We start from the raw sequence: 18,129 nt of genomic DNA on the forward strand, positions 1-18,129 counted from the left end.
CTAGCCTAGGCTAGAACCGTACTTTTTGAATCGTGAACTTGACAACTGGCGGCTGCTGGTTGCTCTGCAAAGCATTCAGGTGCGAGTACAGCACGTAGGGTTCCTGGTCCGTGCGCCGGGCTAGGGTAGTGGGGTACGCGTCGGGGGTAGTAAAGGTGCCCGTGGTGGTTGCCGTGGCCCAGTTGTCGGTGCTATGGAGCCGTACGACTTTGTTTTGCTTGTTGAGTACCACTAGCAGCGTGGAGTCGCCCTGGAAAAGCAGCCCGTCGCCGCCGGTCAGGTCTTGGTCGGTAGTGACTTTGGTGACGTCGCCGCCTGTGCCGTTGGTGTTAACCGGAATCTTGAACAGCACACCCGTGTCCGACTTAACCGTGACCACGTAGCCTTTAGCATTATACGCAATGCCGTTGAGCCCAATTATTCCTGGGCCGGACGGTGCGAATAGCGTATCCTGCTTGAAAAGGCTAAAAGCACTCTGGGTATTTATTCTATAAATGACTGGCGAATAGCTGTCGGTGACGTATGCGTTGCCCGAGCCGTCCAGGGCTATGTCGTTGGCAAAATGCGGCTGGCCTGGGCGAAAAATCTTGTCCAGAGCTAGGTAGTTGGTGCGTACGCCGGTAGTACTGTTGAAAATAACCACCCGAGCCGTCTTCCGCAGGGTGCGCGGCGTGGAGCGGGCGGTGTTGTAGCCGGGGTCCGAAACGGCTACCAGCAGTCGGGGGCGGGTTCTGTCTATGCTCAGGCCGACGCTAGATATCAGGCTAGTATCATTGATAAATGGTTCGTACGTGCCGTAGTCAGTCACGCGCCCAATCGTGCCAAAGCTTTCGGAGCTCACAACGAAGTAATTGTTTTGCGCGTCGAATTGTACGCCTTCGGGGTATAGCGCCTGCTTCGTTTCGGTGTTAGGAAACGTAATGGTTTCCTGGTTCTTCAATGATAAGTCGTCGGTGTCGTCGGTGCAGCTAGGGGCCAATACCAGCAGCGTGCTGCCGAGGAGCGACAGGGTAAGAGAAGAGCGGAGGAAACGCGAGATAAGCATTCAGGAACTGCGATAACTGGACGGAGAAGGGCTTGCAGCACAAGCAGACGGCAGCATAGCACCCACGCTTTTCCGACAAATGACGGGACTAGCTAGGTACAACACGAGCATAACGTTGGCCACCGTAAATCGGTATGTCCGCGTCGGCAACGTGCTGCTTGGTAAAAGTAATACCTGGAGCGGCAACCGCACCACCAGCGTCATGCTGCCGTCGAGTAAGCTAGGGCTGGCGGAAAGAAGTTGAGCGTCGAAAAAGCCAATGGCGGGTTAGCGGCGCACGGCCCTAGCGCCTATCTTACGAACAAAAACGCTGCATGGACCGAAGAATATTTCTGCGCACTAGTGGCCTCACTGGCCTTGCCCTATCCACTCTTTCCTTGAGTGCGTGCACCTCGGCGCCAGAACAGGGCAAGCAGCCGGACGGCGCGGGCCCACCCGAGGCTGCTGATTCGTTTGAGCTCAACGAGGCCACCGTTAACGACTTACAGACCAAAATGAGCGGCGGCCAACTGACGTCCCGCGCCATTACCGAGCTATACCTGAAGCGCATAGAGGCCATCGACCAGAAGGGACCTAGGTTGCGAGCCGTCATCGAGGTTAATCCTGACGCCCTATCCATTGCTGATGCCCTCGACAAGGAGCGCAAAGCCGGCAAGGTGCGCGGGCCCTTGCACGGCATTCCGGTGCTCATCAAAGACAACATCGACAGCGGCGACAAGATGCAGACCACGGCGGGTTCCTTGGCGCTGGCTGGACACAAAGCGGCGCAGGACGCCTTCATTGTAAAGAAGTTACGCGAAGCAGGCGCCGTGCTGCTCGGCAAAACGAACCTGAGCGAGTGGGCCAACTTCCGCTCCTCGCGCAGCACCAGCGGCTGGAGCAGCCGCGGCGGCCAAACTAGGAATGCCTACATCACCGACCGCACGCCCAGCGGGTCTAGCTCGGGCTCAGGCGTGGCCGTGTCGGCGAGCATGTGTGCGGTAGCCATCGGCACCGAAACCGACGGCTCGGTGGTGTCGCCGTCGTCGTGCTCAGGCATTGTGGGCGTAAAGCCGACGGTTGGGCTGCTGAGCCGCGCGGGTATCATCCCGATTTCAGCCACCCAGGATACGGCCGGCCCCATGGCGCGTACCGTGCGCGACGCCGCTATTTTGCTCGCCGCCCTCGCCGGCGTCGATTCTGCTGATGCTGTCACGCAGGAAAGCACCGGCAAAGCGCAGCCTGACTACACCAAGTTTTTGGATACTAATGGCTTGAAAGGCAAGCGCATTGGGGTAGAAAAAGGCCACCTGAAAGGCGAGTCGGATGCGGTGCCTCTGTTTCAGCAGGCCGTGGCGCTGTTGAAAGCGCAAGGCGCAACCATCGTGGAAGTTGACGTGGAAAAGCAAACCGACTCGCTCGGCGAAGCCGAGTACAACGTGCTGCTCTACGAGTTTAAAGATGGGGTGAACAAGTACCTAGCTACGGCTGGCGCGCCGGTGAAAACCCTGCAAGACGTTATTGCTTTCAACACCCAAAACAAGGCCAAGGCCATGCCGTTCTTTCAGCAGGAAACGCTGGAATCGTCGCAGAAGCTCGACGGCCTTGCCAGCCCGAAGTACAAGGAAGCGGTGAGCAAATCGCGCAACGGCGCCCGCCACGCCCTGGATTCGACGTTGCAGAAAGACAAGCTCGACGCCATCGTGGCCATCACCAATGGACCTTCGCCCTGCATTGATCTGGTGAATGGCGACTCATGGAAAGGGCCCGGCTTTTCATCGCCGGCGGCCATGGCGGGCTACCCGCACATCACCGTGCCGATGGGCCTAGCGCATGGGCTGCCGGTGGGCCTGTCTTTTGTAGGATCAGCCTACAGCGAAGCTAGCTTGTTCACGTTGGCTTACGCCTACGAGCAAGCCTCGAAGCTGCGCGTGGCACCCAAGTTTCAGGGCCCGCTCGTAGGTTAGGAACGAAGCCCAGCGTGTGTGCCTAGTCGGGCGCACCTGCGTCCGACCGGTTGTCGGCTGCGGGCGTCCGCAAAAGTTAGGTGCACGTACTTTCAAAACCCTGACCGGGGCTTCAAGTCCTGTCAGGGTTCCAACGGCAGCACGAAGCTCGTTCTAATGACAACCGGTCCGACGGCCTCAACCGTCGGACCGGGAAAGTCCATCTTATATTTAAGCAAAATGCTAGCCCCTACTTCCCTAAGCCTTCCGCGCTGCCCCTGGGCTGAACGCAGCGAACTGCTGCGCGACTTCCACGATCATGAATGGGGCGAGCCAGTGGCTGAGGCGAGCATCTTGTTTGAATACCTCGTGTTGCACACGTTCCAGCTAGGCTTCGACTTTCCGGTGGTGCTCAAGCGGCGCGAGGCGTTTCGGGAGCTGCTGGCCGGCTTCGACCCAGTGCGACTAGCGCGCTTTGGGGAAGATGACATCGCCGAACTGATGCAGGACGCGCGCATCATTCGGAATCGGCGTAAGCTGGAAGGCACCGTGCAAAACGCCCAGGCATGGCTGAAGTTGGAACAAGAGCTAGGGGGCGAAACGGGCCTGCTGCCGTTCTTCTATGAGTACGTGGGCGGCAAAACTGTTGACAACCAGCGGAGTGAACTAAACCCCGTACCGCTCTCCTCGCCCGAGAGTGAGGCCATGAGCAAGGATCTGAAACGGCGCGGCTTCGTGATGACCGGACCCATGACGTGCTACAACATCCTGCAAACGGCCGGCATCGTGAACGACCACTTGCTCACCTGTCCCTGGCACGCCACCTGCCATAACCTAGCTATAGCTGAGGGGCGTACCTAGGTTGCGCGTCTGTGCATCAGGGTTTTATTGCAGCTGCAACCAAGCCCGTGCCTCGGGCTCCGTGTCGAAAGAACGGTAGGGGAGATGCAGATGCTGCGCTTGGGCAATGACCGGCACGGCAGAGAGTCGGGCGAATACATTCGTGGCGACCACGCAAGCCACGGATTGGAAGCCACCTAAGCTAGGTAGGCGCGGCAGCCATTCGTTCACCATCCAGCTTTTGGCCGCTTCTGCGTAAGGCGCTGCCTCGTGCTCATCGAGGAGCAGCTTCGGGTAATGGGTAAGGTGCTGCGCCTGCAAGAGTTGGCGCAACAGCGGCTGGAGGCCGCTCACGTCGCGTAGCACGGGGTGCCAACATAAACAGATGAGCTGATGGTCAGGCTCTTGTGTTATGTGGCCAAGGGAGTTCTCAAACAAGAGAACGGAAGACGTGAGCTGCTGAGCAAGCATAAGAAACCCAATAAGACCGAGGAAAGAAAAGTGTGCCCGTTTAAGCATCAGGTATGCGGGTGCCGTAACGAAGATCGAGGTGAGAGGTGAGCTCCTGCTGAGCTTACTAGCAAACCTAGGTTCAGCTTCAGCGCTAAAGCTGAACCTACGCTTGGGGCAGTTTTGGCGAGCGAATAAACCTAGGTAGTTCAAACCGCTGGGCTTCCTTGCTCCGCAGTCTGAGCTTCTCGGGCTAGGTTCTTACTGGCTGTCTCGCGGCGGCGCATGCCCGTCTTTGGGCGGCCGCGGGCGGTCTTTTTTCTTGGCTTGGTACTTCGCGTACTGCTCGCTGGTTAGCGTCGCTTTCAACTGGGCATCGGCCTGACTTTCCAGCTTGCGCATGCTGCTCATTATTTTGTCGTGGTCGTGGTCGTTGCCGGTGCTGCTGCGCAGGTCTTCCATTTCCTGCTGTTGATTCTTGAAAATAGCATCGACGCGCTCCTGCTGATCGGCCGATAAGTTCAGATCCTTCAGTAGCTCGGCCGACATTGGACCGGGGCCACCCGGCGGGCGACGACCAGGCGTTTCCTGCTCAAGACCTTGCCGCAGGCTAGAGGCAACATGGTGCGCGGGCTTACCAAGCACGCTAGCTAGGCACAAGCCCAGAAATAAAAGCTTCATAAAATAGAGATGGAAAGATGAATAGCCGCCGGGTGAGGCACTCGCGGTAGGGATGATGCCCCCAAGCTACCGGGAAGGCTGGCGCAAAAGGAGGGAAGTCGGCCGAGGGGATGATTTTCCCGATCAAAGCCGCTTTTTATCATTGCTGGCGGCAGAGGCAAATGCTGCGCTAGCGCCGCGGCGGCCGGCGCCCCGACATGCCATTATACTTATGTTTGCCCGCGGCTTGCTGGCTCTGGTATTTGGCGTACTGATCGGCGGAGAGTACGGCCTGAAGCTGCATTTCATCCTCGTCTTTGGGGCGCTGCTGGCTGTTTTTCATGACGAAAACCGTTTAGTTGTTAGTAAGTAGAGGCAAGCAGGTAGAAAGGACGAGAACCACCATGAAGTAAGGGTGAACTTCCTTGCTGACCTGGCCAAAGCTAAAGAGCAGCTTGGCTGCGCTCCACGCTAACTCGGCTATATAACCACTTCGCTCGACCGAAAGCCGCTTTTTATCCTTGAAGCGGCTGCGGCTTGCGGCGCTTTTTCTAGGTCAGTTGCGGCTCTTAACCACCGACATTTTGACCGAGAAAATCCGTGTAGAGACGCAATACTTTGCGTCTCCGCGTTGAAAGACTCACTGAGAACAACCTAGGCAAACAACAGCTGCAACGACGAGACGCAAAGGGTTGCGTCCCTACACGGTTCCGGCATTCCTAATCGGTGTGGTGGGCTGCTCGGAGGCTAGGTGCTTCACCGCTCGGGTCCGTATCCTGCGGGTTCAGCTCCCGAAAAACGCCATTCGGCATGATTGATTTTAGGAGCCAGTAGCGCGCTGGTAGTTTCGTGCCGTCATCCTTCTGCTCGACATAAGCTGGATGATCCTTTCTATGAAAAAAGCGCTCCTCTACCTAGCCCTGGCTAGTTCTCCACTCGTAACCGAAGCCCAAACGGCCGCCCCCGGTGGCGCCCCGCCCGCCGGCGTCACCCCGCCCACGGGTGCCCCCGCTGCACCAAAAGGCAGTGGCAAAGTCACGGGGACCGTGCTGGATGCGGCCACCAAGAAGCCCGTGCCGTTTGCCACGGTCGCGCTCCTGAATATCGCCACCGGCAAAGCCGTGGACGGCACCGTGTGCGACGACAACGGCAAATTCATCATCAATAGCATCGGCGCGGGTAGCTACACGCTGCAAGTCAGCTTTTTGGGATACAAGCAGACGGATAAAACGGGCTTGGTATTCACGGAGAAAGGCGAGTCAGTGAACCTAGGTCAGCTCACGCTGGCTAGCTCTACTACGCAGCTCGGGGAGGTGCGCGTGGAAGGCCAGCGGGCTTTGATTGAGGAGAAAGTCGACCGCACCGTCTACAACGCCGAGAAGGACGAAACCACCCGCGGCGGCGACGCCACCGACGTGCTCAAGCGCGTGCCCCTGCTCAGCGTCGACCTCGACGGCAACGTGTCGTTACGGGGCTCTAGCAATATCAAAGTGCTGATTAACAACAAGCCCAGCACCATTGCGGCCAGCAACCTAGCTGACGCACTGAAGCAGATTCCGGCCGACCAAATCAAGTCGGTGGAGGTCATTACTTCGCCCTCGGCCAAGTACGACGCAGAAGGCTCGGGTGGCATTATCAACATCATCACCAAGAAAGACAATCTGCAAGGCAAAACCCTGGATATGCGCCTAAGCGGCGGCCTGCGCGGCTCCGACCTAGGGTTAAACGCCAGCTACAAGGTGGGCAAGATGGGTTTCTCGCTCGGTGGCGGCGGCCGCACCGGCTACAACACGCCTGGTCACTTCAGCAACACCCAGCTCACTACCAACCCCCTCGACGGTAGCCAGCTGCGCACCACGCAGGAGGCCGACACCCGCTCACGCTACACCTTTGGGCGCTACAACTTCGGCTGGGATTATGACATCGACAAGCAGAATTCGTTGTCGCTGGGCGCGCAGGTGGGGGTGCGCAACTTCAACTCGTACCAAACCGGCCTGCTGACCCAAACCTACGCCGAGGACGTGCTGCGCTCAAGCAGCTTGCGCAACGTGCGCGTGGCCGACGAAACGAACAACCTGGACGTGAACCTCACCTACACCCACTTGTTCGAAAAGCCCCAGCACGAGTTCAGCTTCCTGACGCTGTATAGCCGCACCAATGCCACGAATAACTTCACCAACAACATCCTAGGTGCAAGCAGCGAAACGGCGCAGCGCCTCAAAAACGAGAACGACAGCTACAACCAAGAGGTCACGGTGCAGGCCGATTACCAGGCGCCCATCGGGAAAAACCAACTGCTGGAGCTAGGGGGCAAGGACATCATGCGCCGCGTGCGCAGCGAGTACGCGTATCTAGCGGCTGCGGGCGATAATGGCGAGTTCCTGCCAATTGTGAGCAGCAACCTCTCCAACATATTCACTTACAACCAGAATGTGGCCGCCGCTTACGTGTCGTACACGCTCAACTTCCTGAAGAACTACACCCTGAAGGCCGGCACGCGCTACGAACACACCACCATCGACGCCGACTTCCAGACGAACGAAACCGTGAGTTTGCCCTCTTATGGCGTGCTGGTGCCGAGTGTGAACTTGTCGCGCAAACTCAAGAACGGCAACCTGGTGAAAGTGGCCTATAACCGCCGTATTCAGCGCCCCTCGTTGCAGTTTCTAAACCCGAACTTGCAGGCTTCCAACCCACTAAACGTCACGCAGGGTAATCCGCTGCTGCGTCCCGAGTATACCAACAACGTGGAGGTGTCGTACAGCACGTTCCTGAAGGGCACCATGCTGAACTTCAGCGCCTTTGCCCGCAACACCACGGGCTCTATTCAGGCGGTGCGCAACGTGCTGGGCGGCGACACCATCCAGACGACCTACGCTAACATCGGGGAGGAAAAGGCGTACGGCCTGAGCGCTTTTGCCAACGTGAACCTCAACAACAAGCTCACGCTCAACGGCGGCCCCGACCTCTACTACGCCGTGTTGAACAACAACGTGAGCGACCCGCTTTACAACGCCAAAAACCGCGGTTGGGTAGTCAGCGCCCGTCTGTTTGGTAACTATACCTTCGCCAAAAACTGGGGCCTGCAATTCTTCGGCTTCTACCGCGGGCGGCAGGTGCAGCTGCAAGGCTACCAGAGCGGCTTCGGCATCTATAGCCTGAACATCAAGCGCGACCTGTGGGATAAGAAAGGCAGCATTGGCTTCGGCGCCGAAAACTTCCTGACCCCTAGGTTCAAGATGCGCAACGAGGTGGTGTCGCCGCTCATCACCCAAAACAGCGTGAACGAAATGCGCATGCTCAGCTTCCGCGTCAACTTCAGCTACCGCATCGGCAAGCTGACCGTCGACCAAGCCCCACGCCGTAAGAAGTCCGTAAACAACGACGACCTGAAAGGCGGCGGTGGTAACCAAAGCACCACGCAGCCCGGCGGTGCTGGGCAGTAGCAGAAGAACGTCATTCCGACCCTAGGAGGAATCTCGCTTGAAGTCGTTGTGGTGGTAAATTCCTGCCGACTGAAGCTAGCCCGGCACGCAAGATTCCTCCTAGGGTCGGAATGACGTTCTGAGGGAGCACACGAGGTTCCTCATATTGTCGGCAAAATCGTAATTAGCTGAAAACCTAGTACTTTCTTGGGTAGCTTTCAGCTGATGCTACTCTTCTTTTCGCCCGAATGCCCTTACCCACCGAAACCTACCACCTGAGCAGCCGCCAGAAATGGAAGCTAGCCCTGAGCCTAATCGTCATCTACTATCCCATTCTGACCTACGTCAACTTTCCGGAGTGGGACCGGAGCTGGACTGGCGTGCAACGCGGCCTGCCGCTGTTTTTCATCGGTAGCGTGGTCATGGTGCTATTTTATTTTGTGTGGCTCAGCCTAGTTGAATGGATTCAGCACCGGTTGTTCGGGTGGTTTGGGGAAGACTTCTTGCTGGAACTGCGGTTGCCGGCGCAGCTGATTACCCTGCTTACTTCCACGGCGCTAGCGGCTGCTTTTTTGATGGCTTATGGCAGTGTTATGTACTTGCTCACCAGGTTCTTGCCACACGCAGAGCACCGGTCACCCCGCATAGCGCTCAGTCCCGAACACATATCGTTGTTTCGCCGCGCCAACGAAGGCTTCTTCCTAATGCTGATGTTGTCGGCGTTTTATCTGATTGCCAATAGCCGGGCCTTGCTGCGGGTGCGTGCCTTCCACCGGCGCACCGAGCAGCTGGAAAACGAAAACCTGCAAGCACAGTTTGCGGCGCTCAAAAACCAGGTCAACCCGCACTTTTTGTTCAACAGCCTTAGCATTTTGTCGTCGCTGGTGTACGTGGACGCGGAGCTATCGGAGAAGTTCATCGACCAGCTTTCCCGCTCGTACCGCTACACGCTAGAGCAAAAAGACAACGACCTAGTACCACTCAGCACCGAGCTAGACTTCATCAAGTCGTACACGTTTCTGCTCAAAATTCGCTTCGAGGAGAAGTTCGACGTGGTGCTCGACATACCCGAAGCCGACCGGCAGCACTACCGCGTGGCGCCGCTGACCTTGCAGCTGCTCGTCGAAAATGCCGTGAAACACAACCAGATGTCGGTCGAGAACCCGCTGCACGTGTGCATCGGCCTCGAGGAGCAGGAGCTGGTGGTGCGCAACAGCCTCCAACGCCGCCCGACGGTGACGGCCTCGACGGGGCTAGGCTTGCAAAATATCCTGAACCGCTACCGCCTCCTCACGCCGCGCCCCGTGCGGGTTGAGGAAACCGACGACACCTTTGTGGTCCGCATTCCGCTTTTGTTATGAGAGTACTCATCGTTGAAGACGAAAACCTAACGGCCCGCCGGCTCGAAGGCCAATTGCTCAAGTACGACCCTAGCATTGAGGTATTGGCCAAGCTGCCCTCCGTAGCAAAGGCCGTGGACTGGCTGCGCACCCACCCGGCCCCCGACCTGCTGTTCCTCGACATTCACCTGGAAGACGACCTAGGTTTCCGCATTTTCGAGCAAGTGCAGGTGAGCACGCCCGTCATTTTCACCACGGCCTACGACGAATACATGATCCAGGCCTTCAAGGTGAACAGCATCGACTACCTGCTCAAGCCCGTTAATTACGACGACCTCGTGGCCGCCATTGAGAAGTACAAGGCGCTGCGCCAGCACTTCGCCGCCCCCGATTTGTCGGCGCTGTTGCAGCTGGTAACGAAGCCCAGTGAGCAAGCCTACCGCGACCGGTTCATGGTTAGCATTGGCCCCAAGCTGCGCAGCGTGGAAGTATCCGATATTGCTTACTTCTTCCTCGAAGAGAAAGTCGTTTTCCTGACCACGCAGCAGGGCTCCATGCTGCCCCTTGAATACAGCCTCGATAAGCTCACCCAACTGCTCAACCCGCGGCAGTTTTTCCGCGTGAGCCGCCAATACCTCGTGAGCCTAGGTTCCATCGATTCCATTCACACCTACTCAGCTGGCAAGCTCCGGCTAGAGCTGCGCCCCACGCCCCGCCACGAGGTATTCGTGAGCGGCGACCGGGTGACGGATTTTAAGGATTGGCTGGGACGGTAGCTAGGTTTGCTATTAGGTAACGTGCCCACTTGTAAATAAAGAAGCCCGTACTGAGTATTCAGCACGGGCTTCTTTGTTAGAACCTAGCTCTTGATTAAATAGCCGGGTCGGGAGGCGTATTGGTATTGTTCACGCGCTCCTGCTGCGGGTACGGGTAGAAATTGCGCGTGCGCTCGGTGAGGTTAGCAGGCGGCGTGGGTCGGCCGAACCGGCGGCTGTCTTCCAAGCGCTGCCCGCTGAGGTACAGCTCGGCGCAACGCTGCTTGTACACTTCTGTGAGTAAAGCGCTGGCAGTCACCGCACCGGCATACGCTGGCAAATTCGCATTCACCCCAAAAGGGTCGCCGCTGGCTTGCGTGCGCACCGCATTGATGTCCGTGAGGGCTGCGGTAAGGTTGGGAGTAGAAGAGCGAAGGTTGCACTCCGCACGAATAAGGCGCATTTCGTCGGGCAGGTAGGCCGGAATAGGGCTGTCTATTCTGTTGAAGAAGCCTGCCAGCGTGCGGATATTGTCGGTGCTGCCGTTGTTAGCATCCGATACCACAGCGCCAGCGAGGTAAAATGCTAGGCGCCCGTCGTTAGCTTCTACCAAGCTAGTGGGTAGTCCGAACCGGTCGCGCGGGCGGAAGTTGGTGCCGGCTAAGGCCGTGAATTGGTAAACAGGATTTGGGTTTTGCGTCGAGTAAGTGAAGATCGAAGTCTTCGTCAGGTCGACTAGGTTTGCGGCAGCTAGAGCCGCGGCATAGTTGCCCGCTACTAGGTTGATGCGCGCCCGGTAAGCTTGCACCGTGTTGGGTAAGTCGAAAGTAGAACTCAGCACCTGCGTGTTAAAGTCAGTCGACGCGGGCGTGGTGGTCAAACTTTGAGCCGCTAGGTCGAGCAGGCGAATAGCCTCTTGCAGCAACTGCTGACGTGGTACAAAAGTAGGAGCAGGGCCAGTTGCCAAGGGGCCCTGCTCAAACCCGAGGGCTACCCCGGCCAGCGCTGCCGCCTTGAACAAATAGGAGTGCGCAAGGACGCCGCTCTGAGTCGCTGCATCGGCGGCAAGTACCGCTGGAGCCGCTGTAATCAGCTGGTCGGCAACCTGGATTACACGATAGTTGCGAGCAAACAAGGCCGAGGTATTCGCGTTGCTCGGAGAGAGTTGCGCTCCACCTTGCTCCAATTCGGTGATATTGAAGAAGGTGGTAATGCCTTTTAACTCGCGGCTAGTGGTGCCAGTAGTGAGAATAATAGGCTCTAGCGCCGATGTAGAATACAGTTGACGCAAGCCAACACTTAGAGCCAACACGCCTTCCCGAGTGGTTAGGGTTTGCTCGTCGGTGGCAGCATTCGGGTTTGGTAAATCTATGTTGCAAGCCGTACTGCCTAGCAGCAAACTGCTCAGCAGCAGCGTAGCTAGCCGGCGCGGCCAAGTAAGTAGCAGATTCATATCAAGAGAGAAGAAAAAGCGGGAGAAAAATTAAAACGACGCATTGAAGCCCACCGAAACGGAGCGCGGAATCGGAACCTCTACAAAGTCGAAGCCGCGTACCGCGTTGCTTTGTCCGGCGGCATTTACTTCGGGGTCGTAGCCGCTATAATCCGTAATAACCCACAGGTTGCGAGCGGCTACGGAGAAGCGCAAGTCGCGCATTCCCAAAAACTTAGGCCGGATCTGGTAGCTTATCGAGGCTTCGCGCATTTTGATGAAGGAACCATCCTCAATCCAGCGGTCAAACGTGTTGTAAATGGCCGTGCTAGTACCCTTCGGTACTTCCCCGCGTAGCTCTCCTTCGTAGCGAGCTAGGCCGCCGAATATGTCGCGAGACCCCACCCGCTGAGTGAAGTTGAAGACGTCGAAATCCTGCTGGGTGTCAAACTGAACCCGGAACGACAGACGCCCGTTGAGCAGGCTCACTTCGTTGATGAGCGAGGCAATGTAGCGTGGGTTTGGGTCACCCAAAACGCCATTCACGAGGTTGCCCGAGGGCTGGCCATCGGCGGCGCGCTGGGGCGTATTGTCCGCGCCAAAAGTACCCTGGATGCCTCGCTCGCGCTGCGGCAAACCGGCGCTGGTAAGAAGCAGAGAGCCATCGGGGTTGCGAGCCGAGTAAGTGCCGTAGTAGGTGCCAAGGGGCTTACCCTCAACGGCTGCCACCAAGCCAAACCCATTCGGGAAGGTCACAAGGCCGTTCGGAATGTTGGTGATGCGGTTCTTGTAATGAGTGAAAGTGCCTGTAATGTTCCAGCGTACGTTGTCCGTCTGCACGGGCGTGCCTCGCACCAGCAACTCCACCCCACGGTTGCGCATATTCCCTACGTTATCAAAGCGGGTGCTAAACCCCGAACTGAAGTTAAGGTCACGGTTCAGAAGCAGATCCTGCACGCGCTTGTCAAAGTAGGAAAACTCGATGCCGATGCGGTCTTTGAACAGGCTCAAGTCGGTGCCAACTTCAAACTCCTTTTGCCGCTCTGGCTTCAGGGTGTTATTGCCCTGTAGCGTGGACGTAATTAAACCGGGCAGCGTACCTACCGTCACCGGGTCGAAGTTGGTGAATCGGTCGTAAGGGCCAATAGCCGTTAGGTTGCCGGCCTGACCATACGAAGCACGCAGCTTCAGTTGTGGTGCTATCGTACCTAGGGCGCCGTTCTTCCAGAAATTCTCATCGGATATCACGTACGACCCGCTTAGCTTGGGGTAGTATTGGCTGCGGTTGCTAGCCCCGTACACCGAGGCTTCATCGACGCGCAGAGCACCAGTAATAAATAGGCGGTTGTAGAGGCCAAAGGTTTGTTGTACGAAAGCGCCCCGAATGGTGCGCTCCGTGCGGTAATCGCCCAAGTAGCGCGGATTCTGAGACACGATAGTGCCGCTAGCCGTCGTCTGAATTACTGGCGACAACGTGATGCTCTGCTGAACCGTGCTAAAGGATTGTTGATACTGTAAGGTGCCGCCCACGGTGGTCGTGCTAGCAAGCCACTCCGTGAAATCATGACGGTAATTGGCCGTCACGTCGTTGTTCACCAAAATGCTGGTTTGGTCGGCGCGGCGCGCTAGGCCGGTGCTATACGTGGGGGCTGTGCTATTTGTCGGAATGAAGCCGGTAGCTAGCTGTGTGCTAGCATCATAGCCGAGCACGTAATCGAAGGTGAAGCCAGTAAAAGGAGTGAAGTTGAGCTGAGCGTCGCCAATGAACCGAGACGTGCGCTGTTGAAACTTGAAACGGTTGATGGCTTCAAGCGGATTGGTGCGGGCAATGTTAAGTGCTGTGCTCGGGTAACGCCCCGTTACGGGGTCAGGGCTTGGGTCAATGAAGTTGTTGGAGAAGATAAGCCCCGTTAGCGCTCCGTAAGCCTCATTGATACCACCGTTCGGTACTTCGCGGCTGCGACTCAAGGTGTAGTTAGCGCCAGCACTCAAGCTTACTTTCGAACCTAGGTTTTGCTGCAAGCGGAGGCGGCCACCGCCCCGGTTGAAGTCGGTGTTGTCGACAATGCCTTGGTTACGGAAGTAGTTGCCCGAAGCAAAATACTTGGTTGTGCTGTTGCCGCCCGTTAAGGACACATAGTTGTCGGTGCCTACCGCCGTGCGGAAAATACGGTCTTGGTAATCATAGCGCTGTACGGGTTCTTGCGTTAGATCGGCATTGTTAGCGGTGTTGGTAAAACGAAACGGATAGTCGTTGTAGTCCAGCTTTTTGCGGATCTGCGAGGTTAGAAACTGCGACGATACCGTTACCTGCGGGGCGCCGTCGCGGCCGCGCTTGGTGAAGATCTGCACCACGCCGTTGGAAGCCCGCGACCCATAGATGGCCGCTGCCGCCGCGCCTTTAATGACCTCAATGCGCTCCACGTCGTTGGGGCTGATGTCGACGAGGCGGTTTTGGGCGTAGCCACCTAGGTCGAGGAGCTGGGGCGAGTCGTTATTCACAATCACGCCGTCGATGATGTAGAGCGGATCGGAAGAGCCGGCCACGGTGCTAGGTCCGCGCAGGCGCACCGAGATACCACCGGCGGGATTGCCCGAGTTTTGGGTGATCTGCACGCCCGCGAACTTGCCCTGCAAGGCTTGGTCGATCTGGGTGGGAACGGTGGTGCGCAGCTGGTCGCCGCTTACCGTGGCAATGGTGTTGCCGAGTTGGCGCTTGCTGGTGGCTACCGACGTGCCCGTGACGACTACTTCGTTCAGGCCTACTTGGTCTTCGCGCAAGGCTAGGTCGGGTACGGCCACGGTGGTTTCGGCGCCGAGCGTGAGCGTGGTGCGCTGGGGCCGGGAGCCGATGGAGCTAGCTTCGAGCTGGTAGGTGCCGGGGGCTAGGTTGGCAGTCAGCTCAAAGCGCCCTTCGGCGTTAGTGCTGGCGCCGAGCACGGTGTTGAGCACGCGCACGGTGGCGCCAGGCAGCGGGTCGTTGTTGGCGTTGGTGACGCGGCCGCGGAGCAAATAGCGTGTGTTTTGGCCTATCGCTGGCTTGACCACCAAGGTCAGCAGCAATAGTAGGGGGCCGATTAGCCAGCTTCGCCGGCTCAAAACGGGGTACAGGTACGGCATAGAGTGAGAGAAGGGGTATAGTGAAAAAGAAAAGAGGAGACGTTTCGCCCTGGTGAAGGCCTTGGCTTGAAGGCCATTAACGCAAAGTAATCAGCGGCGCAGTTGAAACCTAGCCTGCGGTGGGGCTGGATAAGCTATATTCTTCCCCAGAATACTGCTACCCCGGAATAGACACCTAGCTTCCACAAGCCAACGAACCCAAACAAAAGCAAAGCGCCCGGCGAGCAAAGCTCACCGGGCGCCGGCCGTGTAGAAAAGTTAAGTTACTTCTTCGCGCTATACTGTACCTCAATGGCCACTGGGTAGTGGTCGGAGGGTGTTTTGCCGCCGCCGTAGGTGTCCGTCAGGATGCCGTAGCGAGTAGGAGTGAAGGCAGAAGTCAGGAAGATGTGGTCGATGCGGGAGTCGGTTTTGGTCTTCGTGTTGAAGTTGTTGAAGGTGCCGTTGGGGGCGTACACTACCTTGGCCGTGGTAAAGGCATCCTTCATCACGCCCGACGTGTTGAGCAGCGTATAGCTTTCGTTGCGCTGGTCCACGTTGAAGTCCCCGCTCAGGATGGCGGGCGTGGTGCCGGCCATCTGCTTCACTTTCGCCAAGATCAGCTTGGCGCTTTCGCGCCGCGCTTCCACGCCCACGTGGTCGAAGTGGGTATTGAACATGTAGAACGTGAAGCCCGTCTTGGTGTCCTGAAACTGCCCCCAGGTGCAGATGCGGGGCAGGGCGGCATCCCAACCTTTCACGGGAGCCGTGGTGTTCGGGGCGAGCCAGAAAGTGCCCTGTTTCAGCAGCTTGTACTTGTCTTTCTTGTAGAAAATGGCTGAAAACTCGCCCGCTTGCTTGCCATCGTCGCGGCCCACCCCAATGTGCGCGTAGCCGGGAAGCTTGCCGGCCATATCCTGGAGTTGGTTGTAGAGTACCTCTTGGGTGCCAAACAGGTCAAAATCCTGAAACTTAATCAAGTCCGTGAGGTAGGGGAGGCGCTTGCCCCAGGCATTGGTGGTGTCCTGCTTGTTGTCGTAGCGGATGTTGTAGGTGGCCAGCCGCATGGTTTGGGCCGATACGTTTGCCGCGCCACAAAGCAGCAACAGCGCGACGAAAAAGAGCTTTTTGAGCATGATGAGGAAAGAAGAGTGATTCAGGTTGGGGTAAAGATACCGGCTAGGTTCGTTCTGGCGGGGCGCTTCACCCCCGGCCCCCTCTCCGAAAAGAAGAAGGGGAGCCAAACGACAGTTATCAATTACTCATTACCGTTCGGCTCCCTCTCCTTTTCAGAGAGGGGCCGGGGGTGAGGCTCCTGCCAGAACGATTCACAAAGGAGCGGCACAAGGATAAGCGTTTCCGCTACCAGCCGGGGTTCTGACCTAGCTTGGGATTAATCAGGCGGTCGGCCTCGGGAATGGGGTAGAGGTAGTACTTGTCTTCCCAGCGGCGCGGCACGTTGTTCAGCCAAGTGAGCTCGCCGGAGGTACCGTTGCTGAGCTGCTGCGGATTGGTGCCGCCGCTGATGGTGGGCGCTACGTTCACGTAGGTTACGCCGGCGGGGCGGTTGGCGGGCAGCGTGGTGTAGAAGGCCACATCGGCGGTGCCGTCCTCGTTCAGGTCGAGGGGCTGGTTGAGGGCGGGCACGTAGAAGCCGTTCCAGGGCATGTTCATCAGCTCACCCCGGCGCCAGCGCACCAGATCATAAAAGCGGAAGCCTTCCAAGGCTAGCTCGATGCCCCGCTCGCGGCGCACTTCCAGCAGCGTAGGGTCGGAGAGGTTGGGGAAATACTTGCTTTGCAGGTACGGGTCAACCACGGTGGGCTTGGTGGCGAGGCCACCCGTGATGCCGGCGCGTTGGCGTAGCGCACCCACGGTTTTAGCCCAATCGGCGTCGGTGAGGGTACCTAGCTCGGCTTTGGCCTCGGCATAGTTGAGCAGCACTTCGGCGTAGCGGATGGTGGAGATGGAGTTGATGTTGCGGCTGCCGCCGTCATAATACGTGTCGTCCAGGGTCCACTTGATGGGCTGGTAGCCGGTGTAGGTGTAGGAGAAAACCGGCGGAGCCGCTTCCCGTGCGCCACCGTTCAGGCGCTTGTAGTCGCCCATCCGAATGGTTTGTTGCAGGCGCTTATCCCGGCCTTTCACCTCCTGGGCAAACGTCATGGTCTGGTAGCCCGGCTTGTTGGTGAACGGCGTGCCGTCCTCATTCAAATAAGTATTCACGAACGTGCGAATTAGGCTCACGCGCGAGCCGTAGGTGGCGCTGGTCCACCACCAGTTGGCGTCGTTATAGATGCTCAGCGCGGGGTCCGACACGGCCGCCAGAATGATTTCGGAAGCTACTGGCGCTTGGCTTGTGAATAATTGGCGGTACGACTGGGTATTGCCGCCCGCCGTATTCAGGCTGAAGCCGCCCGTCGTCATCACCGTATTAGCCGCCGAAACGGCTTCGTTTAGCCACGTGTTAGCACTGCTGCCTAGGTTGTAGCTGGTCTGATACTTCCGAAACGTGCCTTCAAATAAGCACACCCGCGACTTGAACGCGTAGGCCGTTTGCTTGGTGATGAGGCTGCGGCTGTTGTCGGCGGCGGTGGTGATGTTGCGGCAGGCAAAGTTCAGGTCGGCCAGCACCGAATCCATCACAGTGGCGCGCGGGTCGCGGCCGTTGTAGAGCGCCTGGTCGTTTACGACCATGGGCTTGTTGATCCACGGCACATCCCCAAAGCGCTGTACCTTATTGAAGTAAAACCAAGCCCGGAAGAACCTAGCTATACCTAGGTAGTTGTTGCGCACGGCGGGCGCAATAGCAGGGTTGTTGCAATTGGCAATGAAGTAGTTGATGTTGCGCAGCTGCCCCCAATCCCAACCGCTGCTCTGGCGGGCGCTGAAAGCCCCGGGCGTCAGAAAATCGGGTACTTGGGTGCGGGCGGCGTAGTCGGCCATGGCGTCGCCGCGGTGGATGTCGTTGGCCGTGGGCAGCACGTCGTAGAAGGAGTTGGCGTAGAGCTGCAAGCCCGTTTCGCTGCTGAATACGGCCTCGTTCGTGACGGTAGCCTGCGGCTCCTGATCGAGCTTTTCGCAGCTGGCAAAGGCTATGCTAAGGAAAACGAGCCAACCTAGGTGTCGCTTCATGATAGTGTAAGTCAAGGTGTAGC

14 protein-coding genes are annotated in these 18,129 nt (G+C 57.8%); 6 read left to right on the forward strand and 8 right to left on the reverse strand.

All coding sequences use genetic code 11. From position 1 onward, the window contains the following. Positions 1-10 precede the first annotated feature (10 nt). The gene (locus BXP70_RS10060) at positions 11-1,045 is read right to left on the reverse strand and encodes a hypothetical protein (protein WP_086593939.1); all 1,035 of its coding nucleotides are present in this window, start codon (positions 1,043-1,045) and stop codon (positions 11-13) included. A 79-nt stretch (positions 1,046-1,124) separates the two neighbouring features. Between BXP70_RS10060 and BXP70_RS29900 the strand changes: the two genes are divergently transcribed. From BXP70_RS29900 to BXP70_RS10070, 3 genes are all read left to right on the forward strand, one after another. Then, positions 1,125-1,289 carry a hypothetical protein gene (locus tag BXP70_RS29900; RefSeq protein ID WP_179197650.1) on the forward strand — a complete coding sequence of 55 codons (165 nt, stop codon included), beginning with the start codon at positions 1,125-1,127 and terminating at the stop codon, positions 1,287-1,289. Between the two features lie 70 nt (positions 1,290-1,359). Further along, positions 1,360-2,991: an amidase gene (locus tag BXP70_RS10065; protein WP_086593940.1), complete on the forward strand. Its 1,632-nt coding sequence runs from the start codon at positions 1,360-1,362 to the stop codon at positions 2,989-2,991. Between the two features lie 219 nt (positions 2,992-3,210). Next, positions 3,211-3,831, forward strand: a complete 621-nt coding sequence (locus BXP70_RS10070) for a DNA-3-methyladenine glycosylase I (protein WP_179197651.1) — start codon at positions 3,211-3,213, stop codon at positions 3,829-3,831. Between the two features lie 24 nt (positions 3,832-3,855). Here BXP70_RS10070 and BXP70_RS10075 read toward each other — a convergent pair whose 3' ends face one another. The 3 genes from BXP70_RS10075 to BXP70_RS29905 form a co-directional block, all read right to left on the reverse strand. Next, positions 3,856-4,281: a hypothetical protein gene (locus BXP70_RS10075; protein ID WP_143436443.1), complete on the reverse strand. Its 426-nt coding sequence runs from the start codon at positions 4,279-4,281 to the stop codon at positions 3,856-3,858. Positions 4,282-4,521: 240 nt separating this feature from the next. Then, positions 4,522-4,941: a hypothetical protein gene (locus tag BXP70_RS10080; protein ID WP_086593943.1), complete on the reverse strand. Its 420-nt coding sequence runs from the start codon at positions 4,939-4,941 to the stop codon at positions 4,522-4,524. A gap of 169 nt (positions 4,942-5,110) precedes the next feature. Further along, positions 5,111-5,263 (reverse strand): hypothetical protein, encoded by a 153-nt coding sequence (locus BXP70_RS29905; protein WP_179197652.1) that lies wholly within the window; start codon positions 5,261-5,263, stop codon positions 5,111-5,113. A 550-nt stretch (positions 5,264-5,813) separates the two neighbouring features. Between BXP70_RS29905 and BXP70_RS10085 the strand changes: the two genes are divergently transcribed. The 3 genes from BXP70_RS10085 to BXP70_RS10095 all read left to right on the forward strand — a co-directional run bounded on the left by BXP70_RS10085 (position 5,814) and on the right by BXP70_RS10095 (position 10,461). Continuing rightward, on the forward strand, positions 5,814-8,366 hold the full coding sequence (locus BXP70_RS10085) for an outer membrane beta-barrel family protein (protein ID WP_086593944.1): 2,553 nt from the start codon (positions 5,814-5,816) through the stop codon (positions 8,364-8,366). A gap of 227 nt (positions 8,367-8,593) precedes the next feature. Next, positions 8,594-9,706 (forward strand): sensor histidine kinase, encoded by a 1,113-nt coding sequence (locus BXP70_RS10090; protein WP_086593945.1) that lies wholly within the window; start codon positions 8,594-8,596, stop codon positions 9,704-9,706. Further along, positions 9,703-10,461 carry a LytR/AlgR family response regulator transcription factor gene (locus tag BXP70_RS10095; protein ID WP_086593946.1) on the forward strand — a complete coding sequence of 253 codons (759 nt, stop codon included), beginning with the start codon at positions 9,703-9,705 and terminating at the stop codon, positions 10,459-10,461. Before BXP70_RS10090 ends, BXP70_RS10095 begins: the two co-directional genes overlap by 4 nt. A 94-nt stretch (positions 10,462-10,555) precedes the next feature. Here BXP70_RS10095 and BXP70_RS10100 read toward each other — a convergent pair whose 3' ends face one another. From BXP70_RS10100 to BXP70_RS10115, 4 genes are all read right to left on the reverse strand, one after another. Next, positions 10,556-11,893: a RagB/SusD family nutrient uptake outer membrane protein gene (locus tag BXP70_RS10100; RefSeq protein WP_143436444.1), complete on the reverse strand. Its 1,338-nt coding sequence runs from the start codon at positions 11,891-11,893 to the stop codon at positions 10,556-10,558. Positions 11,894-11,923: 30 nt separating this feature from the next. Beyond that, positions 11,924-14,992 carry a SusC/RagA family TonB-linked outer membrane protein gene (locus BXP70_RS10105; RefSeq protein WP_086593947.1) on the reverse strand — a complete coding sequence of 1,023 codons (3,069 nt, stop codon included), beginning with the start codon at positions 14,990-14,992 and terminating at the stop codon, positions 11,924-11,926. A gap of 263 nt (positions 14,993-15,255) precedes the next feature. Then, positions 15,256-16,107, reverse strand: coding sequence for an endonuclease/exonuclease/phosphatase family protein (locus BXP70_RS10110; protein ID WP_086593948.1), 852 nt, complete (start codon positions 16,105-16,107; stop codon positions 15,256-15,258). Between the two features lie 226 nt (positions 16,108-16,333). Next, positions 16,334-18,106, reverse strand: coding sequence for a RagB/SusD family nutrient uptake outer membrane protein (locus BXP70_RS10115; protein WP_086594184.1), 1,773 nt, complete (start codon positions 18,104-18,106; stop codon positions 16,334-16,336). Positions 18,107-18,129: the final 23 nt, after the last annotated feature.

The sequence above is a fragment of the Hymenobacter crusticola genome (assembly GCF_002154225.1).
In the GTDB taxonomy this organism is placed as follows: domain Bacteria; phylum Bacteroidota; class Bacteroidia; order Cytophagales; family Hymenobacteraceae; genus Hymenobacter; species Hymenobacter crusticola.

Bases quoted from the DNA above. Each gene is read 5' to 3' on its own strand.
- BXP70_RS10060 (WP_086593939.1), bottom strand. From the start codon at position 1,045: ATGCTTATCTCGCGTTTCCTCCGCTCTTCTCTTACCCTGTCGCTCCTC.
- BXP70_RS29900 (WP_179197650.1), top strand. From the start codon at position 1,125: ATGACGGGACTAGCTAGGTACAACACGAGCATAACGTTGGCCACCGTA.
- BXP70_RS10065 (WP_086593940.1), top strand. From the start codon at position 1,360: ATGGACCGAAGAATATTTCTGCGCACTAGTGGCCTCACTGGCCTTGCC.
- BXP70_RS10070 (WP_179197651.1), top strand. From the start codon at position 3,211: ATGCTAGCCCCTACTTCCCTAAGCCTTCCGCGCTGCCCCTGGGCTGAA.
- BXP70_RS10075 (WP_143436443.1), bottom strand. From the start codon at position 4,281: ATGCTTGCTCAGCAGCTCACGTCTTCCGTTCTCTTGTTTGAGAACTCC.
- BXP70_RS10080 (WP_086593943.1), bottom strand. From the start codon at position 4,941: ATGAAGCTTTTATTTCTGGGCTTGTGCCTAGCTAGCGTGCTTGGTAAG.
- BXP70_RS29905 (WP_179197652.1), bottom strand. From the start codon at position 5,263: ATGAAAAACAGCCAGCAGCGCCCCAAAGACGAGGATGAAATGCAGCTT.
- BXP70_RS10085 (WP_086593944.1), top strand. From the start codon at position 5,814: ATGAAAAAAGCGCTCCTCTACCTAGCCCTGGCTAGTTCTCCACTCGTA.
- BXP70_RS10090 (WP_086593945.1), top strand. From the start codon at position 8,594: ATGCCCTTACCCACCGAAACCTACCACCTGAGCAGCCGCCAGAAATGG.
- BXP70_RS10095 (WP_086593946.1), top strand. From the start codon at position 9,703: ATGAGAGTACTCATCGTTGAAGACGAAAACCTAACGGCCCGCCGGCTC.
- BXP70_RS10100 (WP_143436444.1), bottom strand. From the start codon at position 11,893: ATGAATCTGCTACTTACTTGGCCGCGCCGGCTAGCTACGCTGCTGCTG.
- BXP70_RS10105 (WP_086593947.1), bottom strand. From the start codon at position 14,992: ATGCCGTACCTGTACCCCGTTTTGAGCCGGCGAAGCTGGCTAATCGGC.
- BXP70_RS10110 (WP_086593948.1), bottom strand. From the start codon at position 16,107: ATGCTCAAAAAGCTCTTTTTCGTCGCGCTGTTGCTGCTTTGTGGCGCG.
- BXP70_RS10115 (WP_086594184.1), bottom strand. From the start codon at position 18,106: ATGAAGCGACACCTAGGTTGGCTCGTTTTCCTTAGCATAGCCTTTGCC.